Consider the following 19,682-nt stretch of genomic DNA (forward strand, 5'->3'; position numbering starts at 1 on the left):
ACCTCGTCGCCCGGCGCCCGCCGTCCTGCTCCTACCGCGCCGTCGTCACGCGACGACGGCCTGGAGTGCCTCACCCAGCTCGGTCGCCTCGGTGGCGTTCAGCTCCACGACCAGACGGCCGCCACCCTCGAGCGGGACCCGCATGACGATGCCGCGTCCTTCCTTGGTGACCTCCAGCGGCCCGTCGCCCGTCCGCGGCTTCATCGCAGCCATCTGTGGCTCTCCATTCCGTTGTCCGGTTCCTCGGCCTGCCCCCTGCCCGCGGCCCGCCGGTCGGCGGGGGCGAGACGAGGCGCGCCCCACCATTCTAGGTCAGAACCCACCCCTGACTTCCACACCCCGGACGTCAGAGGTCGACTGGCGAGACCCGGCCCGGCCCTGCCAGGTCAGGCGGCCTCAGGCGAGGCCGCGCAGCGCCGCCGCCGGCGGGGCCTCGTCGCGGACGGCGGCGACCAGGTCGAGCACGCGCCGGGTGGCGACGACGTCGTGGGCGCGGAAGACGGTCGCGCCCTGCCAGGCCGCGAGCGCGGTGGCCGCGAGGGTGCCCTCCAGCCGGTCGTCGGGGGCCAGCCCCAGCGTCTCCCCGACGAAGTCCTTGCGGCTGAGCGCCATGAGCAGCGGGTACCCGAGCCCCGCGAGCGCGGCGGTGCGGCGCAGGAGGTGCAGCGACTGCCAGGTGTTCTTGCCGAAGTCGTGCGTGGGGTCCACGAGCACCGACCGCGACGGGACGCCGCAGGCGACGGCCCGCGCGGCGGCCGCGCGCAGGGTCGCGACGACGTCGTCCAGGACGCCGTCGCGCGGGTCGGCGGCCTCCCCGGGCCGGGCCTGGTCGACGGGCGGGTGGTCGACGGGCGGGTACTCGACGCGGTACGGGTCGGTGCGCGGCACCGCCCCGCCGGTGTGGGAGCACACCACCCCGACCCCCGCTGCGCCGGCCACCTCCACGAGCGCGGGGTCGTGCCCCGCCCAGGTGTCGTTGACGAGGTCCGCCCCGGCGGCGACGACCTCGCGGGCGACGCCGGAGCGCCACGTGTCGACCGACACGAGCAGGTCGGGCAGCTCCTCGCGCACCCGCGCGACGAACGGGGCCACCCGGCCGATCTCCTCCGCCTCGTCGACGTCCGGGCCGACGCCGGCGCGCACCCCGCCGACGTCGAGGATCTGCGCGCCGTCCGCCCAGGCCTGGTGCGCCGCGTCGAGCGCGGCGCCGTCGTCGGGCCGCCGGGCCGGGGCGTAGAAGGAGTCCGTGGTGCGGTTGACGATCGCCATCACCACGGGCCGCAGCACCCCGTCGGGGCCGCGGCCGACCTCGCGCCCGCGCAGCACCAGCGGGGTCCCCGCCGCCGGGACGCCGGCCGGGGGCGGGGCGTCGGGCGTCACGAGGCGTCGGCCGCGTCGCCCGCGTCGTCGGCCGCGTCCCGCTGGTCCTCGGCGAGCTCGTCCAACGCCTCGCGCTCCGAGGCGGCGAGGGCCCGCCCGCGCTCGATCACGTACCGCACGGCCTCCTCCGGCGAGTCCGTGAGGTGCAGCAGGTCGAGGTCGGCGCGGCCGATCATCCCGCGGTCCGCCACGGCGGAGCGCAGCCACTCCAGCAGCCCGCCCCAGTAGTCGGAGCCGACCAGCACGATCGGGAACTCGGTCACCTTGTGGGTCTGCACGAGCGTGAGGGCCTCGAACAGCTCGTCGAAGGTGCCGAAGCCGCCCGGCAGCACGATGAAGCCCTGCGCGTACTTGACGAACATCGTCTTGCGGGCGAAGAAGTAGCGGAAGTTCACGCCCAGGTTCACGAACTCGTTCATGCCCTGCTCGAAGGGCAGCTCGATGCCGAGCCCGATGGACGTGCCGCCCGCGTGGTGCGCCCCCTCGTTGGCCGCCGCCATGATCCCCGGGCCGCCGCCGGTCATCACCGCGTAGCCGGCCTCGGCGAGCAGCCGCCCGACCTCGACGGCGAGCGCGTGGTCGGGGTGGTCGGGGGACGTCCGGGCCGACCCGAACACCGACACCGCGGGGCCCACCTCGGCGAGGGCGCCGAAGCCCTCGACGAACTCCGACTGGATCCGCATCACGCGCCACGGGTCGGAGTGCACCCAGTCGGAGTCGCCGCCGCCGGAGAGGAGCCTCTGGTCGGTGGTCTGGGCCGGGATCTCCTTGCCCCGCAGCAGCACGGGCCCCTTGCGGTAGCCCTTGCCCGTCTCGGGGACCCCGTCGTCGCCGCGCTCGGGTCCGCGGCCGGGTCCGTGGGCGCTGGGAGAGGTCGTCGCTCGCGTCATGGCTCGAGACTATCCACGCCACCCGCGGGCCCGCCGAGCAGCCAGCCGCGCAGGGCGTCGCGACCCACCGCGAGCCGGGCCACGGGCAGGCGCTCGTCGTCCTTGTGCGCCAGCACCGGGTCCCCCGGGCCGAAGTTCACGGCGGGGATGCCGAGCTCGGCGAACCGTGCGACGTCGGTCCAGCCGTACTTGGGCGTCGGCGCGGTGCCGGTCGCGGCCTGCACGGCCGCGGCGAAGTCCGCCACGAGCGGGTCGTCGAGGCCCGGCCGGGCGCCGGGGGCGGCGTCCGTGACGACCACCTCGAAGCCCTCGAAGAGCTCGCGCACGTGCGCCTCCGCCTCGGCGACGCCCTGCGACGGGGCGAAGCGGTAGTTCACCGTGACGGTGCAGGCGTCCGGCACCACGTTGCCCGCGATGCCGCCGCGGATGCCGACGGCGCCCAGGCTCTCGCGGTACACCAGCCCGTCCACCTCGACCTCGCGCGCCTCGTAGGCGGCGAGCCGGTCGAGCACCGGCGCCGCCGCGTGGATCGCGTTCACCCCGGCCCAGGCGCGCGCCGAGTGCGCGGCGACGCCGTGGGTGCGGACCTCGACGCGCAGCGTCCCGTTGCAGCCGCCCTCGATGCCGTTGTTGCTCGACTCGCCCAGGATCGCGACGTCCCCCGCGAGCGCCTCCGGGTGGTTCCGCACCAGCCGGCCCAGCCCGCTGAGCGACGCCTCGACCTCCTCGTGGTCGTAGAAGACGTACGTGACGTCGTGGGCGGGCTCCCTGCCCGGGCGGCCCAGCTCGACGGCGAGCGCGAGCATGATCGCCACGCCGCCCTTCATGTCCACGGTGCCGCGGCCCCACATCTCGACGGTCCCGTCCGCGGCCGCCCGGAGGCGCGTCGGGAGGTTCGGCGGGTCGGTCAGCGGCACGGTGTCCAGGTGGCCGGCGAGCACCACCCGCCGGGCGCGGCCGAGGCGGGTGCGGGCGACGAGGGCGTCGCCGTCGCGCAGCACGTCGAGGTGGGGCTGGGCGCGCAGCACCCGCTCGACGGCGTCCGCGAGCGCGGCCTCGTCCCCCGAGACCGACGGGACGTCGCAGATCGCGGCCAGGAGGTCCACGAGGTCCGACGTCGCGACCGTCTCCGGGTCGAGGAGGGCGTCCAGGCGGGCATCCGCGCGGGCGCCGAGCTGGGGGTCGCGAGAAGGGGGTGTGCTGTCCGTGGTCACGCGCACCATCGTGGCAGACGCGCCGACTACGCTGGGTCGCATGACGACGCCTGCCTCCTCCCGCCCCGCCTGGGGCCTCGGTCTCGCCACGGTCGCCGACGACGGCACCACGCTCGACGTCTGGTACCCCGCGCCCGTGCTGGGCGCGCCGCCCGAGACCGACGTCGACATCCCGGCCGAGCTCGACGCCCTCACCGAGCGGGACGACGCGCGCCGCGTGGACGTCGTCGTCGTGCGCACCGTGATCGACCTCGACGCCGCCCCCCAGGACACCCAGGACGCGTACCTGCGCCTGCACCTGCTCTCCCACCGCCTGGTCCAGCCCCACGGCCTCAACCTGGACGGCCTCTTCGGCGTCCTGACAAACGTGGTGTGGACGTCCCACGGCCCGTGCGCGGTCGAGGGCTTCGAGGCCACGCGCCTGCGCCTGCGCGCCGACACCGGCCGCGCCGTCACGGTGTACGGGATCGACAAGTTCCCCCGCATGGTCGACTACGTCGTGCCCGCCGGCGTGCGGGTCGCCGACGCCGACCGCGTGCGCCTCGGCGCGCACCTCGCGTCGGGCACCACGGTCATGCACGAGGGCTTCGTCAACTTCAACGCCGGCACGCTCGGCGCCTCCATGGTCGAGGGCCGCATCTCCGCCGGGGTCGTCGTGGGGGACGGCTCCGACGTCGGCGGCGGCGCGTCGATCATGGGCACCCTGTCGGGCGGCGGCAAGGAGGTCATCAGCGTGGGCGAGCGGTCGCTGCTCGGCGCCAACGCCGGCCTCGGCATCCCGCTCGGCGACGACTGCGTGGTCGAGGCCGGCCTCTACCTCACCGCGGGCACCAAGGTCACCGTGCTCGGCGAGATGGGCGCCGACGGCGACCCGCTGGTGGTCAAGGCCCGCGACCTCGCCGGTCGCGACAACCTGCTGTTCCGCCGCAACTCGCGCACCGGCGCGGTCGAGGTGCTGGAGCGGGGCGGCGTGGGCATCGAGCTCAACGCCGCGCTGCACGCCAACTGAGGTGTCCGGCCGACCGGGCCGGCGGAGAGGCCGACGGGGGGCTGCCGGCGCAGCCCTCGCCGTGGTCCTCGTCGCCGGCGCCGGGGCGACGGCCGGCGTCGTCTGGTTCCTCAACCGGGTCGACACGCCCTCGGTGCAGCGGTGCGCGGCCGAGCTGGACGGGACGTCGTGGTACCTCACGCCGATCCAGGCGGACAACGCCGCCCTGATCGTCGGGACGTCCGTGCAGCGCGGGCTGCCGGGCCGGGCGGCCACGATCGGGCTGGCGACGGCGCTGCAGGAGTCCCGGCTGATCAACATCGACTACGGCGACCGCGACTCGGTGGGCCTCTTCCAGCAGCGCCCCTCCCAGGGGTGGGGCACGGTGGACGAGATCATGGACCCGGTCTACTCGACCGGGAAGTTCTACGACGGCCTCGTCAAGGTCGACGGCTACGAGGACCTCGAGGTCACGGTCGCCGCCCAGGCGGTGCAGCGCTCCGGGTTCCCCGACGCGTACGCGCAGCACGAGACCCGGTCGCGGGCCTGGGCGTCCGCGCTCACCGGCCACTCCCCCGGGGCGATCACCTGCGACCTGCCGCCCACCGAGGAGGACGAGGCGCCGTCCGGCGCCGCCGCCCGGGACCTGCTCGCCGAGCGCGGCGAGCGCGACCTCGGGCTGCCCGCCGACGCCCTGCGTGCCGACACGTCCGACGAGGACGTGAACGCCGTCGTCGTGGACGCGACCGCGGTGCCGCTCGACGGCGAGCTCGCCACGTGGGCCGTCGCGCACTGGGCGGTCGCGACGGCGTCCGTCTCCGGGGCGCAGGAGGTACGGGCCGGCGCACGGGTGTGGACCCGCGAGGACGGCACGTGGTCCGTCGTGGACGACGACGCCGACCGCCGGCCCGACGGCCAGGTGACGATCGTCCTGCCGTGATCGTCCTGGTCGCGGGCCGACGGCCGGCGTCGGTGCGGTACCCGTCCTGGAGGCGCGAGCCTCAGCGCTGCTCGAGCGCCACGTAGTCGCGCTCGGTCGGACCGGTGTAGACCTGCCGCGGGCGGCCGATCTTGGTCTGCGGGTCGTTCATCATCTCGCGCCACTGGGCGATCCAGCCGGGCATGCGGCCCAGCGCGAACAGCGGCGTGAACATGGCCGGCGAGAAGCCCATGGCCTTGTAGATGAGCCCGGTGTAGAAGTCCACGTTCGGGTAGAGCTTGCGCTCGACGAAGTAGTCGTCGTGCAGCGCGATCTCCTCGAGCCCGCGGGCGATGTCGAGCAGCTCGTCCTTGGCTCCGAGCTGGCCCAGCACCGCGTCGGCGTGCTTCTTGACGATCGCGGCGCGCGGGTCGTAGCTCTTGTAGACGCGGTGGCCGAAGCCCATGAGCCGGACGCCGGCCTCCTTGTTCTTGACCTTCTTCATGAAGGTCTCGACGGAGTCGTCGCCGCTGCGGATGCTCTCGAGCATCGTGAGCACCGCCTCGTTGGCACCGCCGTGCGACGGGCCCGACAGCGCGTTGATGCCGGCGGCGACCGACGCGTAGAGCGTCGCGTTCGACGAGCCGACGATGCGCACCGTGGACGTGGAGCAGTTCTGCTCGTGGTCCGCGTGCAGGATGAGGAGCTTGTCCATCGCGGACACGAGCACCGGGTCGGACTCCCACTGCTCGTACGGCCGCGAGAACGTCATGCGCAGGAAGTCGTCGACGTAGCCCCGGGCGTAGTCCGGGTACATCAGCGGTTCGTCGCGCGTGGCGCGGTGCAGGTACGACGTGATGGTGCGGATCTTGGCGAGGATCAGCACCGTGGCGAGCTCGACCGCCTCCGGGTCGTGCGGGTCCAGCGACTCGGGGTAGTACGTCGCGAGCGCGTTGACCGCCGAGGCCAGGATCGACATCGGGTGGCCGCCGCGCGGGAACGACGACAGAAAGGCGCGGAAGCCCTCCGGCACCAGCGTGTGGCGGTTGACCCGCTCCTCGAACGCCGACAGCTCGGCCGGGGAGGGCAGCTCGCCGTGGATCAGCAGGTATGCCACCTCGAGGAAGGTGGACGAGTCGGCCAGCTGCTCGATGGGGTACCCGCGGTAGCGCAGGATGCCCTGGTCGCCGTCGATGTACGTGATCTCCGACTGGCACGACGCGGTGTTCGTGAACCCGGGGTCGACCGTGACGAGCCCGGTGTCCTTCAGCAGGGACGACACGACGATGCCGTCGTTGCCCTCCGTGGCCGGGACGACGGGCAGCTGGCGAGCGGTACCGTCGACGACGAGCTCGACCGAGGCGGAGTCGCCCGTGGTGCCTGCGGCAGGCGTGGTGGACGTCATGTCTTCCTTCCGTGACGGGCCTGCCGACTCCCGACGACGGGACCGGTGGGCGCGTGACTCGTGACTCAGGGACGGGGGCGGCCCGGGGCACGCCGGCCGTGGCATCCTCCAGGGCTACCTCGGCCTGCGGTCGAACCTACCCCCCAACACCAAGGTGATCCAATCCCCTGCCCAGCCGCAGCCATCCCGCTCGTCACGCAGTGGTGATGCGCGTCACACCCTCGGCCACAAGATCGTCGGGTGCGGTGAGCGCGACGCGGACGTGCGACCGCCCCGCGTCGCCGTAGAACTCCCCCGGCCCCACCAGGATGCCGCGGCGGGCGAACCACGCCGCGAGGTCGCGCGACGTCGCGCCCGCGAGCGGAGTCCCGTCCGCCGGGCGCGCCCACAGGTAGAGGCCGGCCTCGGAACCGTCCACGACGAAGCCCGCCGTCCCGAGCGCTCCGAGCAGCGCGGCGCGACGGCCGTGGTAGACCTCGCGCTGGGCCGCGACGTGCGCGTCGTCGCCCAGCGCGGCGGTCATCGCCGCCTGGACCGGCGCGGGGACGATCATCCCGAGGTGCTTGCGGGTGGCCAGGAGACCGGACACGAGGGTGGGGTCGCCCGCCACGAACGCGGCACGGTACCCGGCCACGTTGGACTGCTTCGACAGCGAGTACGCCGCGAGCAGCCCCTCGGTGCTGCCCCCGGTGACGCGCGGGTCGAGCAGGCTCGGCACCCGCGAGACGCCGTCGTCACCGACCCAGGCGTCCGCCCACGGCAGCTCGGCGTAGCACTCGTCGCCCACGACGACGGCGCCGATCGCCCGCGCCGCCTCCACCACGCGCCGCAGGTGCGCGACGTCGGCGACCTCACCGGTCGGGTTACCGGGCGAGTTGACCCACACCAGGCGCACGTCGCGGCGCCCCGCCCAGGCGTCGACGTCGTCCGTGGCCAGCGGCGACGCACCGGCCAGCCGAGCCCCGACGTCGTAGGTGGGGTACGCGACCGCCGGGTGCACGACGACGTCGCCCGGGCCCAGGCGCAGCAGCGACGGCAGCAGGCCGACGAGCTCCTTGGAGCCGACGGTGGGCAGCACGGCGTCCGGGTCGAGGCCGGGGACCCCGCGCCGGCGGGCGAACCAGTCGGTCACCGCCTCACGGAGCGCTGGCGTGCCGTGCGTCAGCGGGTAGCCGTGGGCGTCGGACGCCGCGGCGAGCGCGTCGCGCACGACCTGCGGGGTCGGGTCGACCGGCGTGCCGATCGACAGGTCCACGACGCCGCCGGGGTACGCACGGGCGGTCGCCCGCACGTCCTCGAGCGTGTCCCAGGGGTAGGGCAGTCCGCTGAGGTCGGCGAACCCCATCAGGCCTGGGGCGGCAGGCCGGCGATCATGGGGTCGTCCTTCTCGATGAGCCCCATCTTCGCGGCACCGCCGGGCGAGCCGAGGTCGTCGAAGAACTCGACGTTGGCGCGGTAGTAGTCCTTCCACTGCTCGGGGACGTCGTCCTCGTAGTAGATGGCCTCGACCGGGCACACCGGCTCGCAGGCGCCGCAGTCCACGCACTCGTCCGGGTGGATGTACAGGGAGCGCGAGCCCTCGTAGATGCAGTCCACGGGACACTCCTCGATGCACGCCTTGTCCTTGACGTCGACGCACGGCTGAGCGATCACGTAGGTCACTGCGGGCTACCTTCCAGGTGACGAGGGCGCGGCCCGGCGAGCGGGCTGCGGGTCTCGATGCTTCATCGATGGTGCTTCTCCGGTGCTGACCGGCGCGGGCGCTCGGCCCGCGCGGCCCACTCTAGTATCGCTGACGTGGTGCCTTCGCCGTCAGCCGTCCCACCTGCCGTACCACCCGCCTGGGCCGGTGTCCCTGCCGGGACGCGCGTCGTCGTGCGGCGGCGCCTGTCCCCCGCCGAGGCGGCCGAGCACGGGGCCCGGTGGGCGGACGTCGTGGGGATCCTCACGACCGTCGGGCCCGCCGGCCTGCGCGTCCGTCCCGACCGCTCCCCCGGCCTGCCGGAGGTGGCCGTCGCCGCCGACGACGTCGAGGCCGTGAAGCCGGTCCCGCCACGACGACCGCGCCGGGGGCGGCCCGACCAGACCTGAGCCGCGGCCTGAGCCCGCGATGCTGTCGTGCCGCTCAGCGCGGCGCGCGCACCCGGACCGCGCCGTCGTCGACGCCCACGACGACGGCGCCCGCCGTGCAGCGCGCCACGAGGTCGTCGACCAGGCCGGACGTCCAGGCGTCGCCGACCGGCAGCGACTCCTCGGGCCCCGCCGGGCGCGCGCGGCCCCCCGCGCGCAGCTCGCGGACGTCGTCGGCGGCGTGGAAGACGTCGTGCAGCGAGCCGTTCGTCTCCAGGGCGCCGATCACGACCTCGAGGTCGCGCACCGCCTTGCGCAGCGCGGGCGCCACCCACGCGGCGTTCTCGGTGACCATCGCCTCCGTGCGGGCCGGGTCGGTGAGCGCGACCCGGGTGCCGTCGCGGAAGCTCCCGGCGGCGAGACCCAGCGCGAGGTCACGGACCGGCGCGCCCGCCACGGCGTTGAGCAGCTGGGTGGCGAGCACGTGCGGCACGTGGCTCACCAGCGCGGCAGCCTCGTCGTGCCGGTCGTCGGTGACGACGGCGGCGGTGCCTGCCAGCGGGCCCGTCACCAGGCGCAGCACCTGCGCCAGGCGTCGGGGCTCGTCGGGCGCGGCACCGCCCGGCTCGGCCACGGTCACCGCCCACGGCGCCGCGTCGAGCAGGCCGGCGTCGGACGCGGCGAAGCCGCTGTGCTCGGTGCCGGCCATCGGGTGCGCCCCGACGTACCGGTCGCCCAGCCCCGCGGTGAGGACCGCCGCCCGGACCGGGCCCTTGACCGAGCCGACGTCGGTCACGGTCGCGTCGCAGCCCGCCAGCAGCGGCGCGAGCTCGGCGGCCGTGGCGCGCACGGCGCGCAGCGGAACGGCGAGCACGACGACGTCGGGCCCCGCGGCGCACAGGTCCGCCAGGTCGTCCGTGACCGGCAGCCCGACGGCGCGCGCGTCGCCGCGGGTCCCGGCGTCGGTGTCGGTCGCCAGGACGTCCACGCCGCGCGCGGCGAGCAGCCGCGCGAGCGACCCGCCGACCAGGCCGAGGCCGACGACCCCGACCCGGCCGACCGGCGCCTCGCTCACCACAGCAGGCCCCGCGCGACGGTCGCGTCGTCGTCCGAGCCCAGCACGCTGCCCGTCGGCACGTGGTCGGGCAGCACGCCGTCGAGGCCCGGCCCGCCGGGCGCCACGGGGAACGCGCCGAGCACCTTGAGCGAGTCGCCCGCGCCGAGCAGGGCGGCGAACAGGTCGCGCACCTGCGGCTCCCAGGGGGCGCCGTCGAGCGTCACGACGAACACGTACTGGCTCTCGCGCACCTTCAACGGGCGCTCCACGAGGCTCGACATGTTCACGCCGCGCTCGGCGAACTCCGCCGTGACCCGCGCCAGCACGCCCGGCCCGGTGACCACCGGGGTCACGGCGAGCATGGTGCGCCAGGTATCGGGGGCGTGCCCTGCCGCGCGCACCGGCGCCCACGCGGCGGTCGCGACGTCGCGGCGGCACAGCACGACGAACCGCGTGCGCGCGCCGGCGAAGTCCTCCACCCCCGTCGCGAGCGTCTCCAGCCCGTAGAGCTCTCCGCACAGCCTCGGCCCGAACGCGACCTGGTGGTCGGCGAGGTCGCGGCACGCCGCCGCGTTCGACGACGCCGGCACGGGCAGCAGGTCGCGCTCCGCGACGAACCTCGTGCACTGCGCCAGGCCGTGCGGGTGCGCCGTCGCCTCGCGCAGCCCCGACGGGTCGGCGTGCCCGGGACGGACGAACGCGTCGAAGGAGACGTCCAGCACGACCTCGTCCACCGCGACCACGTCGGGGCTGCCCACGAGCGCGTCCAGGGACGGCACGACGTACCCCTCGACGGAGCTCTCGATCGCCACCACGCCCCGGTCCGCGGCACCCGACGCGACGGCGTCGTGCACCTCCCGGACGGTGGCCAGCGGCAGCTGCGCGGCGTCGCCGCCCCCCGTCCGTGCGCCGGCCCAGCGCCGGACCGCCTCGTGGGTGAACGTGCCCTCCGGCCCGAGGTACGCGATCCTCATCCGGCGCCCCTCACGCCCCGGCTGGGCCGGCGGCCCACCGCGGCGCCAGCGGCACGGGGCCGGGCACGAAGCCCTCGCCGGGCAGCACGGCCAGGGTGCGGTGCGCGACGCCGCGCCCGTCGAGCTCCGCGACGAGCCCGTCGAGCACGTCGACGCTCGCGCAGCGGAACGAGGTGAAGAAGACGTGCGGCCCGTGGGCCGAGGGGTGGCTGCGCAGGTGCTGCAGGTCGACGCCGGCCGCCGACAGGACGGCCAGCGTGTGCTGCAGGGACCCGCGGTGGTCGTCCGACGGCCCGACGGCGAGCCACACCTGGGCGGGAGCGTCGAACCGCGGCCACGCCGCCCGCGCCTCGAGGAGCCCGTACCAGACCGGCAGCCGGCCGGCGAGCCGCTCGCTGCCGGGGACCTCGACCCAGCCCGCGGGCACCCGGGACCGCTCGACCACGAGCGAGCCGGCCGGGCCCGCCAGCGCGACACGCTCGTCCACCGGGGTGCGGGTCGGCACCAGCCGCGGGCTCACGCCCATGGCGCGCAGCAGGTCCTGGCAGTCGCGCATCCCCGCCTCGTCGATGACCACCTGGCCGCCCGTGGCGCCCGCCGGGGCCACCCACACCCACTGGGGCGCGACCGGCACCGCGGCCGTGACGATGAGCGACGGCTCACCGGCGAGCAGCGCCTCCTCGAGCCCGGGCGACGGCTGCTCCGGATGCCCCAGGTGCACCACGGCCGCCAGGTCGTCGATGGTCGCCACCGTGGCCAGCGTGTCCGACGTCGTGCCGAGGTCCAGCAGCTCGATCGACTCGTCCGACACGGCCGTGGCCACCGCGGACCCGGGGGCGACCCCCGACCAGCCCGCGTCGTGCGCCGCCTGCGCGGCGTGCGCCGGGGACTCGCGTTCCGAGCGTCCGAGCATCAGTCCTCCTCGGCCTTCCCGCCGTCGGCGGCGTCGTCCTTGCCGTCGTCCTTGGGCTGGCGTTCGTCGTCGCGGTCGGCCTTCGGCTGGTCGCACACGACGGGGTTGTCGGGCTTGTAGGTCCAGGTCTTCGACTCGTCCTTGACCTGCTTGCCGTCGTGGAAGACCTGCCGGTAGTTCGTGATCGTGAACCCGTCGTTCCCTCCCGGGTACGGCTCGCAGCCCGCACCCGACTTGTGCACGGCCGTGGCCGGCACGACGTTGCGCTTGTCGCCCGCCTGCTTCTTGACCTCGTAGTACTTCGTCGACCAGATCTGCACGTGCAGCTCGCCGCCCGAGACCCACGACTGCATGACGGCGCCGTACGGGGTGTCGTTGGTGAACTTCATGTCGATGGCGCCCACGTAGATGGTCGCCTCGCGCCCCGCCGGGTACCGGCTGAACCAGTAGCTGTGGGGCTGGTGGCCCGCGTCGTCGAACCCGGCGAGGAAGCCGGCGTTGTACGTGGTCGTGGCCATCTGGGACAGGCCGCCGCCCACGGCGTCGGTGTGCACGCCGTTGCTCACGACGCCGGCCGCGACGAAGCCGTTCGACTCGTCGATCGGCGACAGGGTGTCGAGCAGCGAGAAGGTCTCGCCCGGCGCCACGAGGGTGCCGGTGACGATCTGGGCGCCGCGCTCGAGGTTGCGGGTGCGGATCGGCTCGCTCGTGAGCGGGGTCGAGAAGGACGAGACGACCTCCTTCACCCCCATGTCCTCGAGGGCCTCCTTGGTGTGCTCCGGCTCCCGCTCGACGAGCTTCACCTCGGCCGTCCGGTCGTCCGAGAGGGCTGCCTCGCCGACGGCGGACGCGGTGTCGTCCGGGTCGAGCGTCGTGCCCTGCTCCCCGCCCTCGACGACCGGCTTGCCGCCGGCGAACACGAAGTGGGCGTCGTCCGGCTCGGTGAGCAGGTCGTCGGTGTCGTCCACGACGTCGGAGACCAGCTTCTTGCCGTCGAACCGCGCCTTCAGCTTGCCGTCGGAGTTCTTGAACGACGTCGCCCTGGCGAGCTGCTTCGGCGTCAGCTCCGCGGACTGCTCCCCCACGTCGACCGTGACGGGGCCGCTCACCACCTGCTGCGCCTGCTCGAGGGCGGCGTCCGTCTCCGCCTGCGTGACCGCGGGCTCGACGACCTCGGTCGGCAGGTCGACCGGACCGGACGTGACGAGCCAGGCGTCCGCGACGGTGTCCACGGCGTCGTCGACCAGCACGCTGGACCCCTCGACCGCGTCCGTGGACACGGCCTTGGCCCCCTTGAACCCGACCGAGCCGTCCACCGGCTCGACCTTCAGGGAGTCCTCCAGGCCGGAGACCGCCTCGGTGAGCGTGGGCCGGGAGACGTCGACGACGGGCGGTACGGCGTCGCCGCCGACGAGGTGCTCCCACAGGTGCGCGGGGCTCAGCGAGAACCCCGTGAGCCCGTCGACGGTCGCCTGCGCGTCGAACGACAGGCCCGCGGAGGCCGGGTCGATCGTGCTCGACGCCTCGCCCGCCCGGACGTCGATCGGCTCGGCGGCACGCTCGCCCATGCCGTCGTCGAGCGCCGCGACCGCAGGCCCGGTGTCCATCCCGCCGATCTCGACCCCGGCGACGCTGGTGCCCTTCGGCACCGTCCCCGCGACGGCCCACTGCGCCCCCGCGTAGAGGCCGGCGACGACCACGAGCCCGACGCCGGCCCACAGCGCGACCTTCGGTGCGCGGCTGGGCGCGCCGTCGCCGGCCAGGCCGTCGAGCGGCGAGCCCGGGTCCGCGGGCGGCGGCGTCGCCGGCTCGGCGGGGGTGCCGCCGAAGGCCGCGGCGGTCGGGGCACCGGCCGCCGCACCCGGGCCGGCGGGAGGAGCGGGAGGGACGGAGGCCGCCACCGCCGGCAGAGCCTGGGTCGGCGGTCCCGACGGCGGCGCCGGCACCGTGGCGATGACCCGCTGCTCGTACAGCCGCACCCGCGGCTGGTACGGCGTGTCCGGCCCGTCGGCGTCCGGCTGCGCACCGTCCGGCTGCTGCGTGGACGGCTGCTCGGCGGCCGGCTGCGCACCGTCCGGCTGCTGCGTGGACGGCTGCTCGGCGGCCGGCTGCGCGCCGTCCGGCTGCTGCGTGGACGGCTGCTCGGCGAGGGGCGCCTGGGGCTCGGTCTCGGGGCGCGCAGGCTCGACGGGTGCGGACCCGGCGGGATCCGGCTCGCGCTCGGTCGGGTGACCCATGCATGCTCCGTCAGGGTGGGGTGCGGGGCGACGCCCCGGGGGGACAGGTGAGCGGGCGGACCCGCCTGGGGGATCCTACTCGGGCGGCACCGACCGCCTCGGCGCAAGTCCGGGTGAAAGTGCCAAATCGGGCGCCGGTCCGCACAGCTTCGTCACGCCCGGCCGGGCGGCGCGCACGGGACGCTCACAGGCGACCACGTGGACCGGACGTCAGCCCCGCCGGTCGGAGAACCAGGACCGGGGCAGGAAGGCCGCGACGAGGAACATCGCCAGGCCGCCGTAGGTCCACACCAGGCCCACCGCCTGGGCAGGGACCAGCACGTCCCCGCCGGGCCCCGCGACGGCCAGCACCTGCACGGCCACCACCCAGCCGGCGCCGGCGGCGAGCAGCGGGCCCAGCCCGGCCCACGCGCGGCACAGGACCGCCGTGGACAGCGTGATCGCGAGGGCCAGCACGATGCCGACGGGCAGGTCGTGCCACTGGGTGCGGTGCGCGACGGTGCCGAGCACCCCGACGACGGCGCCCAGCGCGACCGCCAGGAGCGTCCGCGCGGCGGACCGCCACCACCGGCCCGCACCCGCGGGGGGAACGGGCGAGGTGGACGTCGCGTGCTCGGGGGTGGTCATCGGCGCGAGCCTACCGGCGTCCCGCGCGCCGCGACGCCCGGCGCTGAGGGGAGGAGGACACGAGGTAGACCTCGTGCGCCGGCACCGGGGCGAGCACGGCGTTGCTGAGGGCGTACCAGCCGAGCAGGTCGGCACCGGACTGTGCCGCCTCCGGAGCCCCGGTGGCGTGCTGCACCTGGGTGGCGTGCGCGCGCATCGCGGCGAGCACCCGGTCGAGCACGGGGGCGACGTCGACCCGGACGACGTCGTGCGGCCCGGCGTCGCGCAGCTCCGCGTCGTGGCGCGCGAGCGGGGGCAGAGGTTCGTCCGGGTCGGGGAACGTCAGCCCGGCGCGGGCGGCGAGGTCCTGGACCGCGGGCGCGGCGGCCAGCGCGCGGCGCCCCGCCCGGAGCGCGGCGGACGGCGTCACCGCACGCCACAGCTCGGCGTCACCCCAGGGCTCGCCGGGCACGGGGGCGTCCGGGTCGGCCGCGAGGGCGAGCGCCCGCACCGTCACGTCGTGCGTGCGGACGTGGTCCGGGTGCCCGTACCCGCCCTGCTCCTCGTACGTCACGACGACGTCGGGCCGACGGGCGCGGACGACGGCCGCCAGGCGCGCGGCGGCGTCGTCGAGCGGGACGCGCGCGAACGCCGTCGCGGGCGCGTCGTCCGCCGGCCCGGCCACCCCCGGCGCGACCCACGCCATGCCGGAGTCCTCGAACCGCCTGTCAGGCCCTGGGCGCATCCCGGTGCGACGGACGTCGGAGACCGCGCGCGACTCGCCGGCCGCGTCGGGCACGGGGCGCACCCCGGTGACATGAGCGTCTGACAGGTCGACGGCGTCGAGGAACACCTGCCCGACGACGCCCGGCCCGCCACCGAGCGCGGCCAGCGCGGCGGCCAGCTCGGTCTCCCGGTGCGCGGCGAGCGCCGGGCCGTCGCCCTCGAGACGCGCCAGCCCCGTGGGGTGCGACGGCGTGTCGATGACCTCGCCGCGCTCGCCGCGCGTGCAGGTCACGACGGCGACCGGCCGGCCCGCGGCCGCCCACGACGCGAGGAGCGCGCCGGTCGCCAGGGTCTCGTCGTCCGGGTGCGCGTGCACCGCGAGCAGCCCGCCGTCGGGCACCGGCTGCTCCGGGGCGGGCGCGGCGGGGCCGGTCACCGGGAGCGGGTCAGGCGCGCTTGGCCCGCGCCGTCGCCCGGGCGCGCGCCGTGGCGTCGAGCTCGACCTTGCGGATCCGCACGACCTCCGGCGTCACCTCGACGCACTCGTCCTCGCGCGCGAACTCGAGGGACTCCTCGAGCGTGAGGTGGCGCGGCGGGATGAGGTTCTCGAAGTTGTCGGCGGTCGAGGACCGCATGTTCGTCAGCTTCTTCTCCTTGGTGATGTTGACGTCCATGTCCTCGTTGCGGGAGTTCTCGCCGACGATCATGCCCTCGTAGACCTCCTGCGTGGGGTCGACGAAGAACGAGCCGCGCTCCTGCAGGTTGATCATGGCGAACGGCGTCACCTTGCCCGCGCGGTCAGCCACGAGGGAGCCCGTGTTGCGCGACTCGATCGGGCCGTGCCACGGCTCGAAGCCCTCGGAGATGGACGCCGCGATACCGGTGCCGCGCGTCTCGGTGAGGAACTGCGTGCGGAAGCCGATGAGGCCGCGCGCCGGGACCATGAACTCCATGCGCACCCAGCCGGTGCCGTGGTTGCTCATCGTCTCCATGCGGCCCTTGCGCTGCGCGAGCAGCTGGGTGACGGCGCCGAGGTACTCCTCCGGCACGTCGATGGTCATGCGCTCCATCGGCTCGTGCCGCTTGCCGTCGATCTGCTTCGTGACGACCTGCGGCTTGCCGACCGTGAGCTCGAAGCCCTCGCGGCGCATCTGCTCGACGAGGATCGCCAGCGCCAGCTCGCCACGGCCCTGCACCTCCCACGCGTCCGGGCGCTCGGTGGGGAGCACCTTGAGCGACACGTTGCCGATGAGCTCGGAGTCGAGGCGGTCCTTGACCTGGCGCGCCGTGACCTTGTGGCCCTTGCCGCCCTTGCCCGCCAGCGGCGAGGTGTTGATGCCGATGGTCATCGAGATCGCCGGGTCGTCCACCGTGATGAGCGGCAGCGGGCGCGGGTCGTCCACGTCCGTGAGGGTCTCGCCGATCATGATGTCGGAGATGCCTGCCACGGCCACGATCTCACCGGGCCCGGCGGACTCGGTGGGCACGCGGTCGAGCGCCTTGGTCTCGAGCAGCTCGGTGATCCGCACGCTCGACAGGGTGCCGTCGTGGCGCGCCCACGCGACCGTCTGGCCCTTGCGCAGGGTGCCGTTGAAGATGCGCAGCAGCGCGAGTCGGCCGAGGAACGGCGACGCGTCGAGGTTCGTGACGTGCGCCTGCAGCGGCATGTCCGCCTCGTAGGTCGGCGCGGGGATCTTCTCGAGGATGGTGCCGAACAGCGGCTCGAGGTCCTCGTTCGCGGGGAGCGCGCCGTCGGCGGGCTGGTCGATCGACGCGCGGCCGGCCTTGGCCGACGCGTACACGACGGGCACGTCGAGGATGGCGTCCAGGTCGAGGTCGGGGACCTCGTCGGACAGGTCGCTCGCGAGGCCGAGCAGCAGGTCGGTGGTCTCCCCCACGACCTCGGTGATGCGCGCGTCGGGGCGGTCGACCTTGTTCACGACGACGATCACGGGCAGCTTCGCGGCGAGCGCCTTGCGCAGCACGAAGCGGGTCTGGGGCAGCGGGCCCTCGGACGCGTCGACCAGCAGCACGACGCCGTCCACCATGGACAGGCCGCGCTCGACCTCCCCGCCGAAGTCGGCGTGCCCCGGGGTGTCGATCACGTTGATGGTGATGCCGTCGGGCTCGCCCGCCTCCGCCGCCGCCGGGCCGGCGTACCGGACCGCGGTGTTCTTCGCGAGGATGGTGATGCCCTTCTCGCGCTCCAGGTCACCGGAGTCCATGACGCGGTCGTCCACGTGCTGGTGGGCGGAGAAGGCGCCTGCCTGGCGCAGCATGGCGTCCACGAGGGTCGTCTTGCCGTGGTCGACGTGGGCGACGATCGCCACGTTGCGCAGGTCGGAGCGCACAGACATCTACGGGTCTCATTTCCTGGGGTGGGGAGGCGACCCGTCAATCGGGCCGCCGCTATCTTACCCGCCCGGTCCAGGCTGCTCGTCCCCGCCCGTCCCCGGCGGCTTCCCCGGCGCTGTTCCGGGCGTCGGGCCGGCCGGACCCTTCGCGTCCCGACGGCGCGGGACGCGTAGTCGCAGCGCGCCCGGCGCAGGCGGCAGGACGTTCTCCCACCGGCCGGCCAGCGTGGTCGCCACCTTCTCCGTGACGTGCTCCGTGAGCTCCGCCCGGGCGGCGCGCCGCTCGGCGCGCACGATCTGGCGGTGCTCCATGCTGAGCTCCTTGACGATGGACACCGCCATCCCGATGAGCACCAGCGAGAACGGCAGGGCGATGAGGATGGAGGCGGTCTGCAGCGCCTGGAGCCCGCCCGCGAGCAGCAGGGCGATCGCGACGAGGCCCTGCAGCCCCGCCCAGAACAGGCGGCTCCACAGCGGCGGGTTGGGGTTGCCGCCGTGGGCGAGCATGTCGACGACGAACGACCCCGAGTCGGACGACGTGACGAAGAAGATCACCACCAGCACGATGCCCGCGACGGCCAGCCACGTCCCCGCCCCGGGCAGGGTGTCGAAGAGCTGGAACATGGCGGTGTCGGTGTTCACCCCGCCGGTCGCGGGGTCGAGCATGCTCCCGGGCTCGGTCATCTCCTGGTGCAGCCCCGCTCCCCCGAACACGCTGAACCAGATCGTGGCGACGGCCATCGGGACGGCCAGCGTGCCGAGCACGAACTCGCGCACCGTGCGCCCCCGGGAGATGCGCGCGATGAAGACGCCCACGAAGGGTGCCCAGGAGATCCACCAGCCCCAGTAGAAGATCGTCCAGCTCGACTCCCAGGCCAGGCCCTCCTCGCCCCGGAACGCCAGGGTGTCGAAGGTCATCTGGACGACGTTCGCGAAGTAGTACCCGAACGACTGCACCCAGCTGCGCAGGATGAACAGCGTCGGGCCCAGCACCAGCACGACGGCCAGCACGACGCCCGCGAGCATCATGTTCCCGTTGGACAGCCACTTGATGCCCTTGGACAGCCCCGAGGCCACCGACATCGCCGCGATCGCCGTGATCGCCGCGATCAGGCCGATCTCGAGGGCGGTGCTCGGCTCCACGACGTCGAGGTAGCCGAGCCCGTGCGCCACCTGCAGCACACCCAGGCCGAGGGAGGTCGCGACCCCGAACACCGTGCCGATGATCGCCACGACGTCGATGACGTTGCCCGCCCGGCCCTTCACCCGGTCGCCCAGGAGGGGCTCGAGCGCCCAGCGGATCGAGACGGGCCGGCCCTTGCGGTGGATCGCGTAGGCCAGCGCGAGCCCGGCCACCACGTAGATCGCCCAGGCGTGGATGCCCCAGTGCACGTACGTCTGCGAGATCGCCGCCTGGGCGAGGGCGGCGTCGTCGCCGGTCACGCCGGGCTTCGGCGTGATGAAGTGGGACAGCGGCTCGGACACCCCGTAGTAGACGAGCCCGATGCCCATGCCGGTGGCGAAGAGCATCGAGAACCACACCGGAAGCTTGAAGTCCGGCGCCTCGTCGTCCGGCCCGAGCACGATGTCGCCGAAGCGGCTCAGCCCCATCCAGATCGCGAAGATGACGAAGGCGGCCACCAGGAGCACGTAGTACCACCCGAACGCGCCGATCACCTCGCCCTGGAGCGTGGTCATCACGGCGTCCGTGGCGTCGGTGAAGAGGACCGCGACCAGGACGAACAGCAGGATGATGCCTGCTGCCGGATAGAAGACCCCGCGGGCCAGCGTCGATGCCCGTGCCATGCCCTTCACCCTGACGCCGGGTCCGACCATCGGCAAACGGACGACGGGGGCCCGGGCCCAACCCAGGGGCAGCGCCGCCCCCCCCAAGGCCCCACACGGGGCACAACCCCCCGAACCGCCCCCAAACCACCCCCCCCCCGCAG

At 74.6% G+C, this 19,682-nt stretch carries 18 protein-coding genes; 3 read left to right on the forward strand and 15 right to left on the reverse strand.

The features are described from left to right. Positions 1-45 precede the first annotated feature (45 nt). The 4 genes from ACFQ8T_RS21280 to dapE form a co-directional block, all read right to left on the reverse strand. Entirely contained in the window at positions 46-213 is a 168-nt protein-coding gene (locus tag ACFQ8T_RS21280) for a DUF3117 domain-containing protein (RefSeq protein ID WP_111249454.1), read from the reverse strand. Positions 214-396: 183 nt separating this feature from the next. After that, positions 397-1,380, reverse strand: a complete 984-nt coding sequence (folP, locus tag ACFQ8T_RS21285) for a dihydropteroate synthase (RefSeq protein WP_430548447.1) — start codon at positions 1,378-1,380, stop codon at positions 397-399. Next, complete coding sequence (locus ACFQ8T_RS21290; protein ID WP_430548448.1) at positions 1,377-2,270, reverse strand: TIGR00730 family Rossman fold protein; 894 nt, start codon at positions 2,268-2,270, stop codon at positions 1,377-1,379. Before ACFQ8T_RS21290 ends, folP begins: the two co-directional genes overlap by 4 nt. Further along, positions 2,267-3,493, reverse strand: coding sequence for a succinyl-diaminopimelate desuccinylase (dapE, locus tag ACFQ8T_RS21295; protein WP_430548461.1), 1,227 nt, complete (start codon positions 3,491-3,493; stop codon positions 2,267-2,269). The genes ACFQ8T_RS21290 and dapE overlap by 4 nt, the downstream gene beginning before the upstream one ends. A 31-nt stretch (positions 3,494-3,524) precedes the next feature. On the opposite strand from dapE, the gene dapD reads away from it, so the two are divergent. Together dapD and ACFQ8T_RS21305 are read left to right on the forward strand one after the other, a co-directional pair. Continuing rightward, positions 3,525-4,493, forward strand: a complete 969-nt coding sequence (dapD, locus tag ACFQ8T_RS21300; RefSeq protein ID WP_430548449.1) for a 2,3,4,5-tetrahydropyridine-2,6-dicarboxylate N-succinyltransferase — start codon at positions 3,525-3,527, stop codon at positions 4,491-4,493. A 61-nt stretch (positions 4,494-4,554) separates the two neighbouring features. Continuing rightward, the gene (locus tag ACFQ8T_RS21305) at positions 4,555-5,412 is read left to right on the forward strand and encodes a hypothetical protein (protein WP_430548450.1); all 858 of its coding nucleotides are present in this window, start codon (positions 4,555-4,557) and stop codon (positions 5,410-5,412) included. Positions 5,413-5,473: 61 nt separating this feature from the next. On the opposite strand, the gene ACFQ8T_RS21310 is transcribed toward ACFQ8T_RS21305, so the two are convergent. From ACFQ8T_RS21310 to fdxA, 3 genes are all read right to left on the reverse strand, one after another. Beyond that, positions 5,474-6,796 (reverse strand): citrate synthase, encoded by a 1,323-nt coding sequence (locus ACFQ8T_RS21310; protein WP_430548451.1) that lies wholly within the window; start codon positions 6,794-6,796, stop codon positions 5,474-5,476. Between the two features lie 193 nt (positions 6,797-6,989). Further along, a complete protein-coding gene (dapC, locus tag ACFQ8T_RS21315) occupies positions 6,990-8,141 on the reverse strand; it encodes a succinyldiaminopimelate transaminase (RefSeq protein ID WP_430548452.1) in 1,152 nt (383 codons plus the stop codon). Then, positions 8,141-8,458, reverse strand: a complete 318-nt coding sequence (fdxA, locus tag ACFQ8T_RS21320; RefSeq protein WP_429762524.1) for a ferredoxin — start codon at positions 8,456-8,458, stop codon at positions 8,141-8,143. Before fdxA ends, dapC begins: the two co-directional genes overlap by 1 nt. Before the next feature lie 213 nt (positions 8,459-8,671). On the opposite strand from fdxA, the gene ACFQ8T_RS21325 reads away from it, so the two are divergent. Continuing rightward, the gene (locus tag ACFQ8T_RS21325) at positions 8,672-8,887 is read left to right on the forward strand and encodes a hypothetical protein (protein WP_430548453.1); all 216 of its coding nucleotides are present in this window, start codon (positions 8,672-8,674) and stop codon (positions 8,885-8,887) included. A gap of 34 nt (positions 8,888-8,921) precedes the next feature. Here the strand turns inward: ACFQ8T_RS21325 and ACFQ8T_RS21330 are convergent, their stop codons facing one another. The 8 genes from ACFQ8T_RS21330 to ACFQ8T_RS21365 all read right to left on the reverse strand — a co-directional run bounded on the left by ACFQ8T_RS21330 (position 8,922) and on the right by ACFQ8T_RS21365 (position 19,539). Next, the gene (locus tag ACFQ8T_RS21330) at positions 8,922-9,941 is read right to left on the reverse strand and encodes a prephenate dehydrogenase (protein WP_430548454.1); all 1,020 of its coding nucleotides are present in this window, start codon (positions 9,939-9,941) and stop codon (positions 8,922-8,924) included. Further along, positions 9,938-10,897: a prephenate dehydratase gene (locus ACFQ8T_RS21335; protein WP_430548455.1), complete on the reverse strand. Its 960-nt coding sequence runs from the start codon at positions 10,895-10,897 to the stop codon at positions 9,938-9,940. The genes ACFQ8T_RS21330 and ACFQ8T_RS21335 overlap by 4 nt, the downstream gene beginning before the upstream one ends. A 10-nt stretch (positions 10,898-10,907) precedes the next feature. Further along, positions 10,908-11,810: a hypothetical protein gene (locus ACFQ8T_RS21340; protein ID WP_430548456.1), complete on the reverse strand. Its 903-nt coding sequence runs from the start codon at positions 11,808-11,810 to the stop codon at positions 10,908-10,910. Further along, the gene (locus tag ACFQ8T_RS21345; protein WP_430548457.1) at positions 11,810-14,047 is read right to left on the reverse strand and encodes a VanW family protein; all 2,238 of its coding nucleotides are present in this window, start codon (positions 14,045-14,047) and stop codon (positions 11,810-11,812) included. Before ACFQ8T_RS21345 ends, ACFQ8T_RS21340 begins: the two co-directional genes overlap by 1 nt. A gap of 210 nt (positions 14,048-14,257) precedes the next feature. Continuing rightward, the gene (locus ACFQ8T_RS21350) at positions 14,258-14,674 is read right to left on the reverse strand and encodes a DUF6113 family protein (protein WP_430548458.1); all 417 of its coding nucleotides are present in this window, start codon (positions 14,672-14,674) and stop codon (positions 14,258-14,260) included. Positions 14,675-14,684: 10 nt separating this feature from the next. Further along, the gene (locus ACFQ8T_RS21355) at positions 14,685-15,815 is read right to left on the reverse strand and encodes a PIG-L family deacetylase (RefSeq protein ID WP_430548459.1); all 1,131 of its coding nucleotides are present in this window, start codon (positions 15,813-15,815) and stop codon (positions 14,685-14,687) included. A gap of 10 nt (positions 15,816-15,825) precedes the next feature. Continuing rightward, positions 15,826-17,736 (reverse strand): translational GTPase TypA, encoded by a 1,911-nt coding sequence (typA, locus tag ACFQ8T_RS21360; protein ID WP_429762532.1) that lies wholly within the window; start codon positions 17,734-17,736, stop codon positions 15,826-15,828. Between the two features lie 57 nt (positions 17,737-17,793). Further along, complete coding sequence (locus ACFQ8T_RS21365; protein WP_430548460.1) at positions 17,794-19,539, reverse strand: BCCT family transporter; 1,746 nt, start codon at positions 19,537-19,539, stop codon at positions 17,794-17,796. Positions 19,540-19,682 lie beyond the last annotated feature (143 nt).

The sequence above is a fragment of the Isoptericola sp. NPDC056618 genome (genome assembly GCF_042792715.1).
Lineage (GTDB): Bacteria > Actinomycetota > Actinomycetes > Actinomycetales > Cellulomonadaceae > Isoptericola > Isoptericola nanjingensis.

Coding starts and splice junctions, on each gene's coding strand:
- typA (WP_429762532.1), bottom strand. CDS start 17,736: ATGTCTGTGCGCTCCGACCTGCGCAACGTGGCGATCGTCGCCCACGTC.
- ACFQ8T_RS21290 (WP_430548448.1), bottom strand. CDS start 2,270: ATGACGCGAGCGACGACCTCTCCCAGCGCCCACGGACCCGGCCGCGGA.
- ACFQ8T_RS21335 (WP_430548455.1), bottom strand. CDS start 10,897: ATGAGGATCGCGTACCTCGGGCCGGAGGGCACGTTCACCCACGAGGCG.
- dapC (WP_430548452.1), bottom strand. CDS start 8,141: ATGGGGTTCGCCGACCTCAGCGGACTGCCCTACCCCTGGGACACGCTC.
- ACFQ8T_RS21350 (WP_430548458.1), bottom strand. CDS start 14,674: ATGACCACCCCCGAGCACGCGACGTCCACCTCGCCCGTTCCCCCCGCG.
- ACFQ8T_RS21340 (WP_430548456.1), bottom strand. CDS start 11,810: ATGCTCGGACGCTCGGAACGCGAGTCCCCGGCGCACGCCGCGCAGGCG.
- dapE (WP_430548461.1), bottom strand. CDS start 3,493: ATGGTGCGCGTGACCACGGACAGCACACCCCCTTCTCGCGACCCCCAG.
- ACFQ8T_RS21365 (WP_430548460.1), bottom strand. CDS start 19,539: ATGGCACGGGCATCGACGCTGGCCCGCGGGGTCTTCTATCCGGCAGCA.
- ACFQ8T_RS21310 (WP_430548451.1), bottom strand. CDS start 6,796: ATGACGTCCACCACGCCTGCCGCAGGCACCACGGGCGACTCCGCCTCG.
- dapD (WP_430548449.1), top strand. CDS start 3,525: ATGACGACGCCTGCCTCCTCCCGCCCCGCCTGGGGCCTCGGTCTCGCC.
- ACFQ8T_RS21345 (WP_430548457.1), bottom strand. CDS start 14,047: ATGGGTCACCCGACCGAGCGCGAGCCGGATCCCGCCGGGTCCGCACCC.
- ACFQ8T_RS21280 (WP_111249454.1), bottom strand. CDS start 213: ATGGCTGCGATGAAGCCGCGGACGGGCGACGGGCCGCTGGAGGTCACC.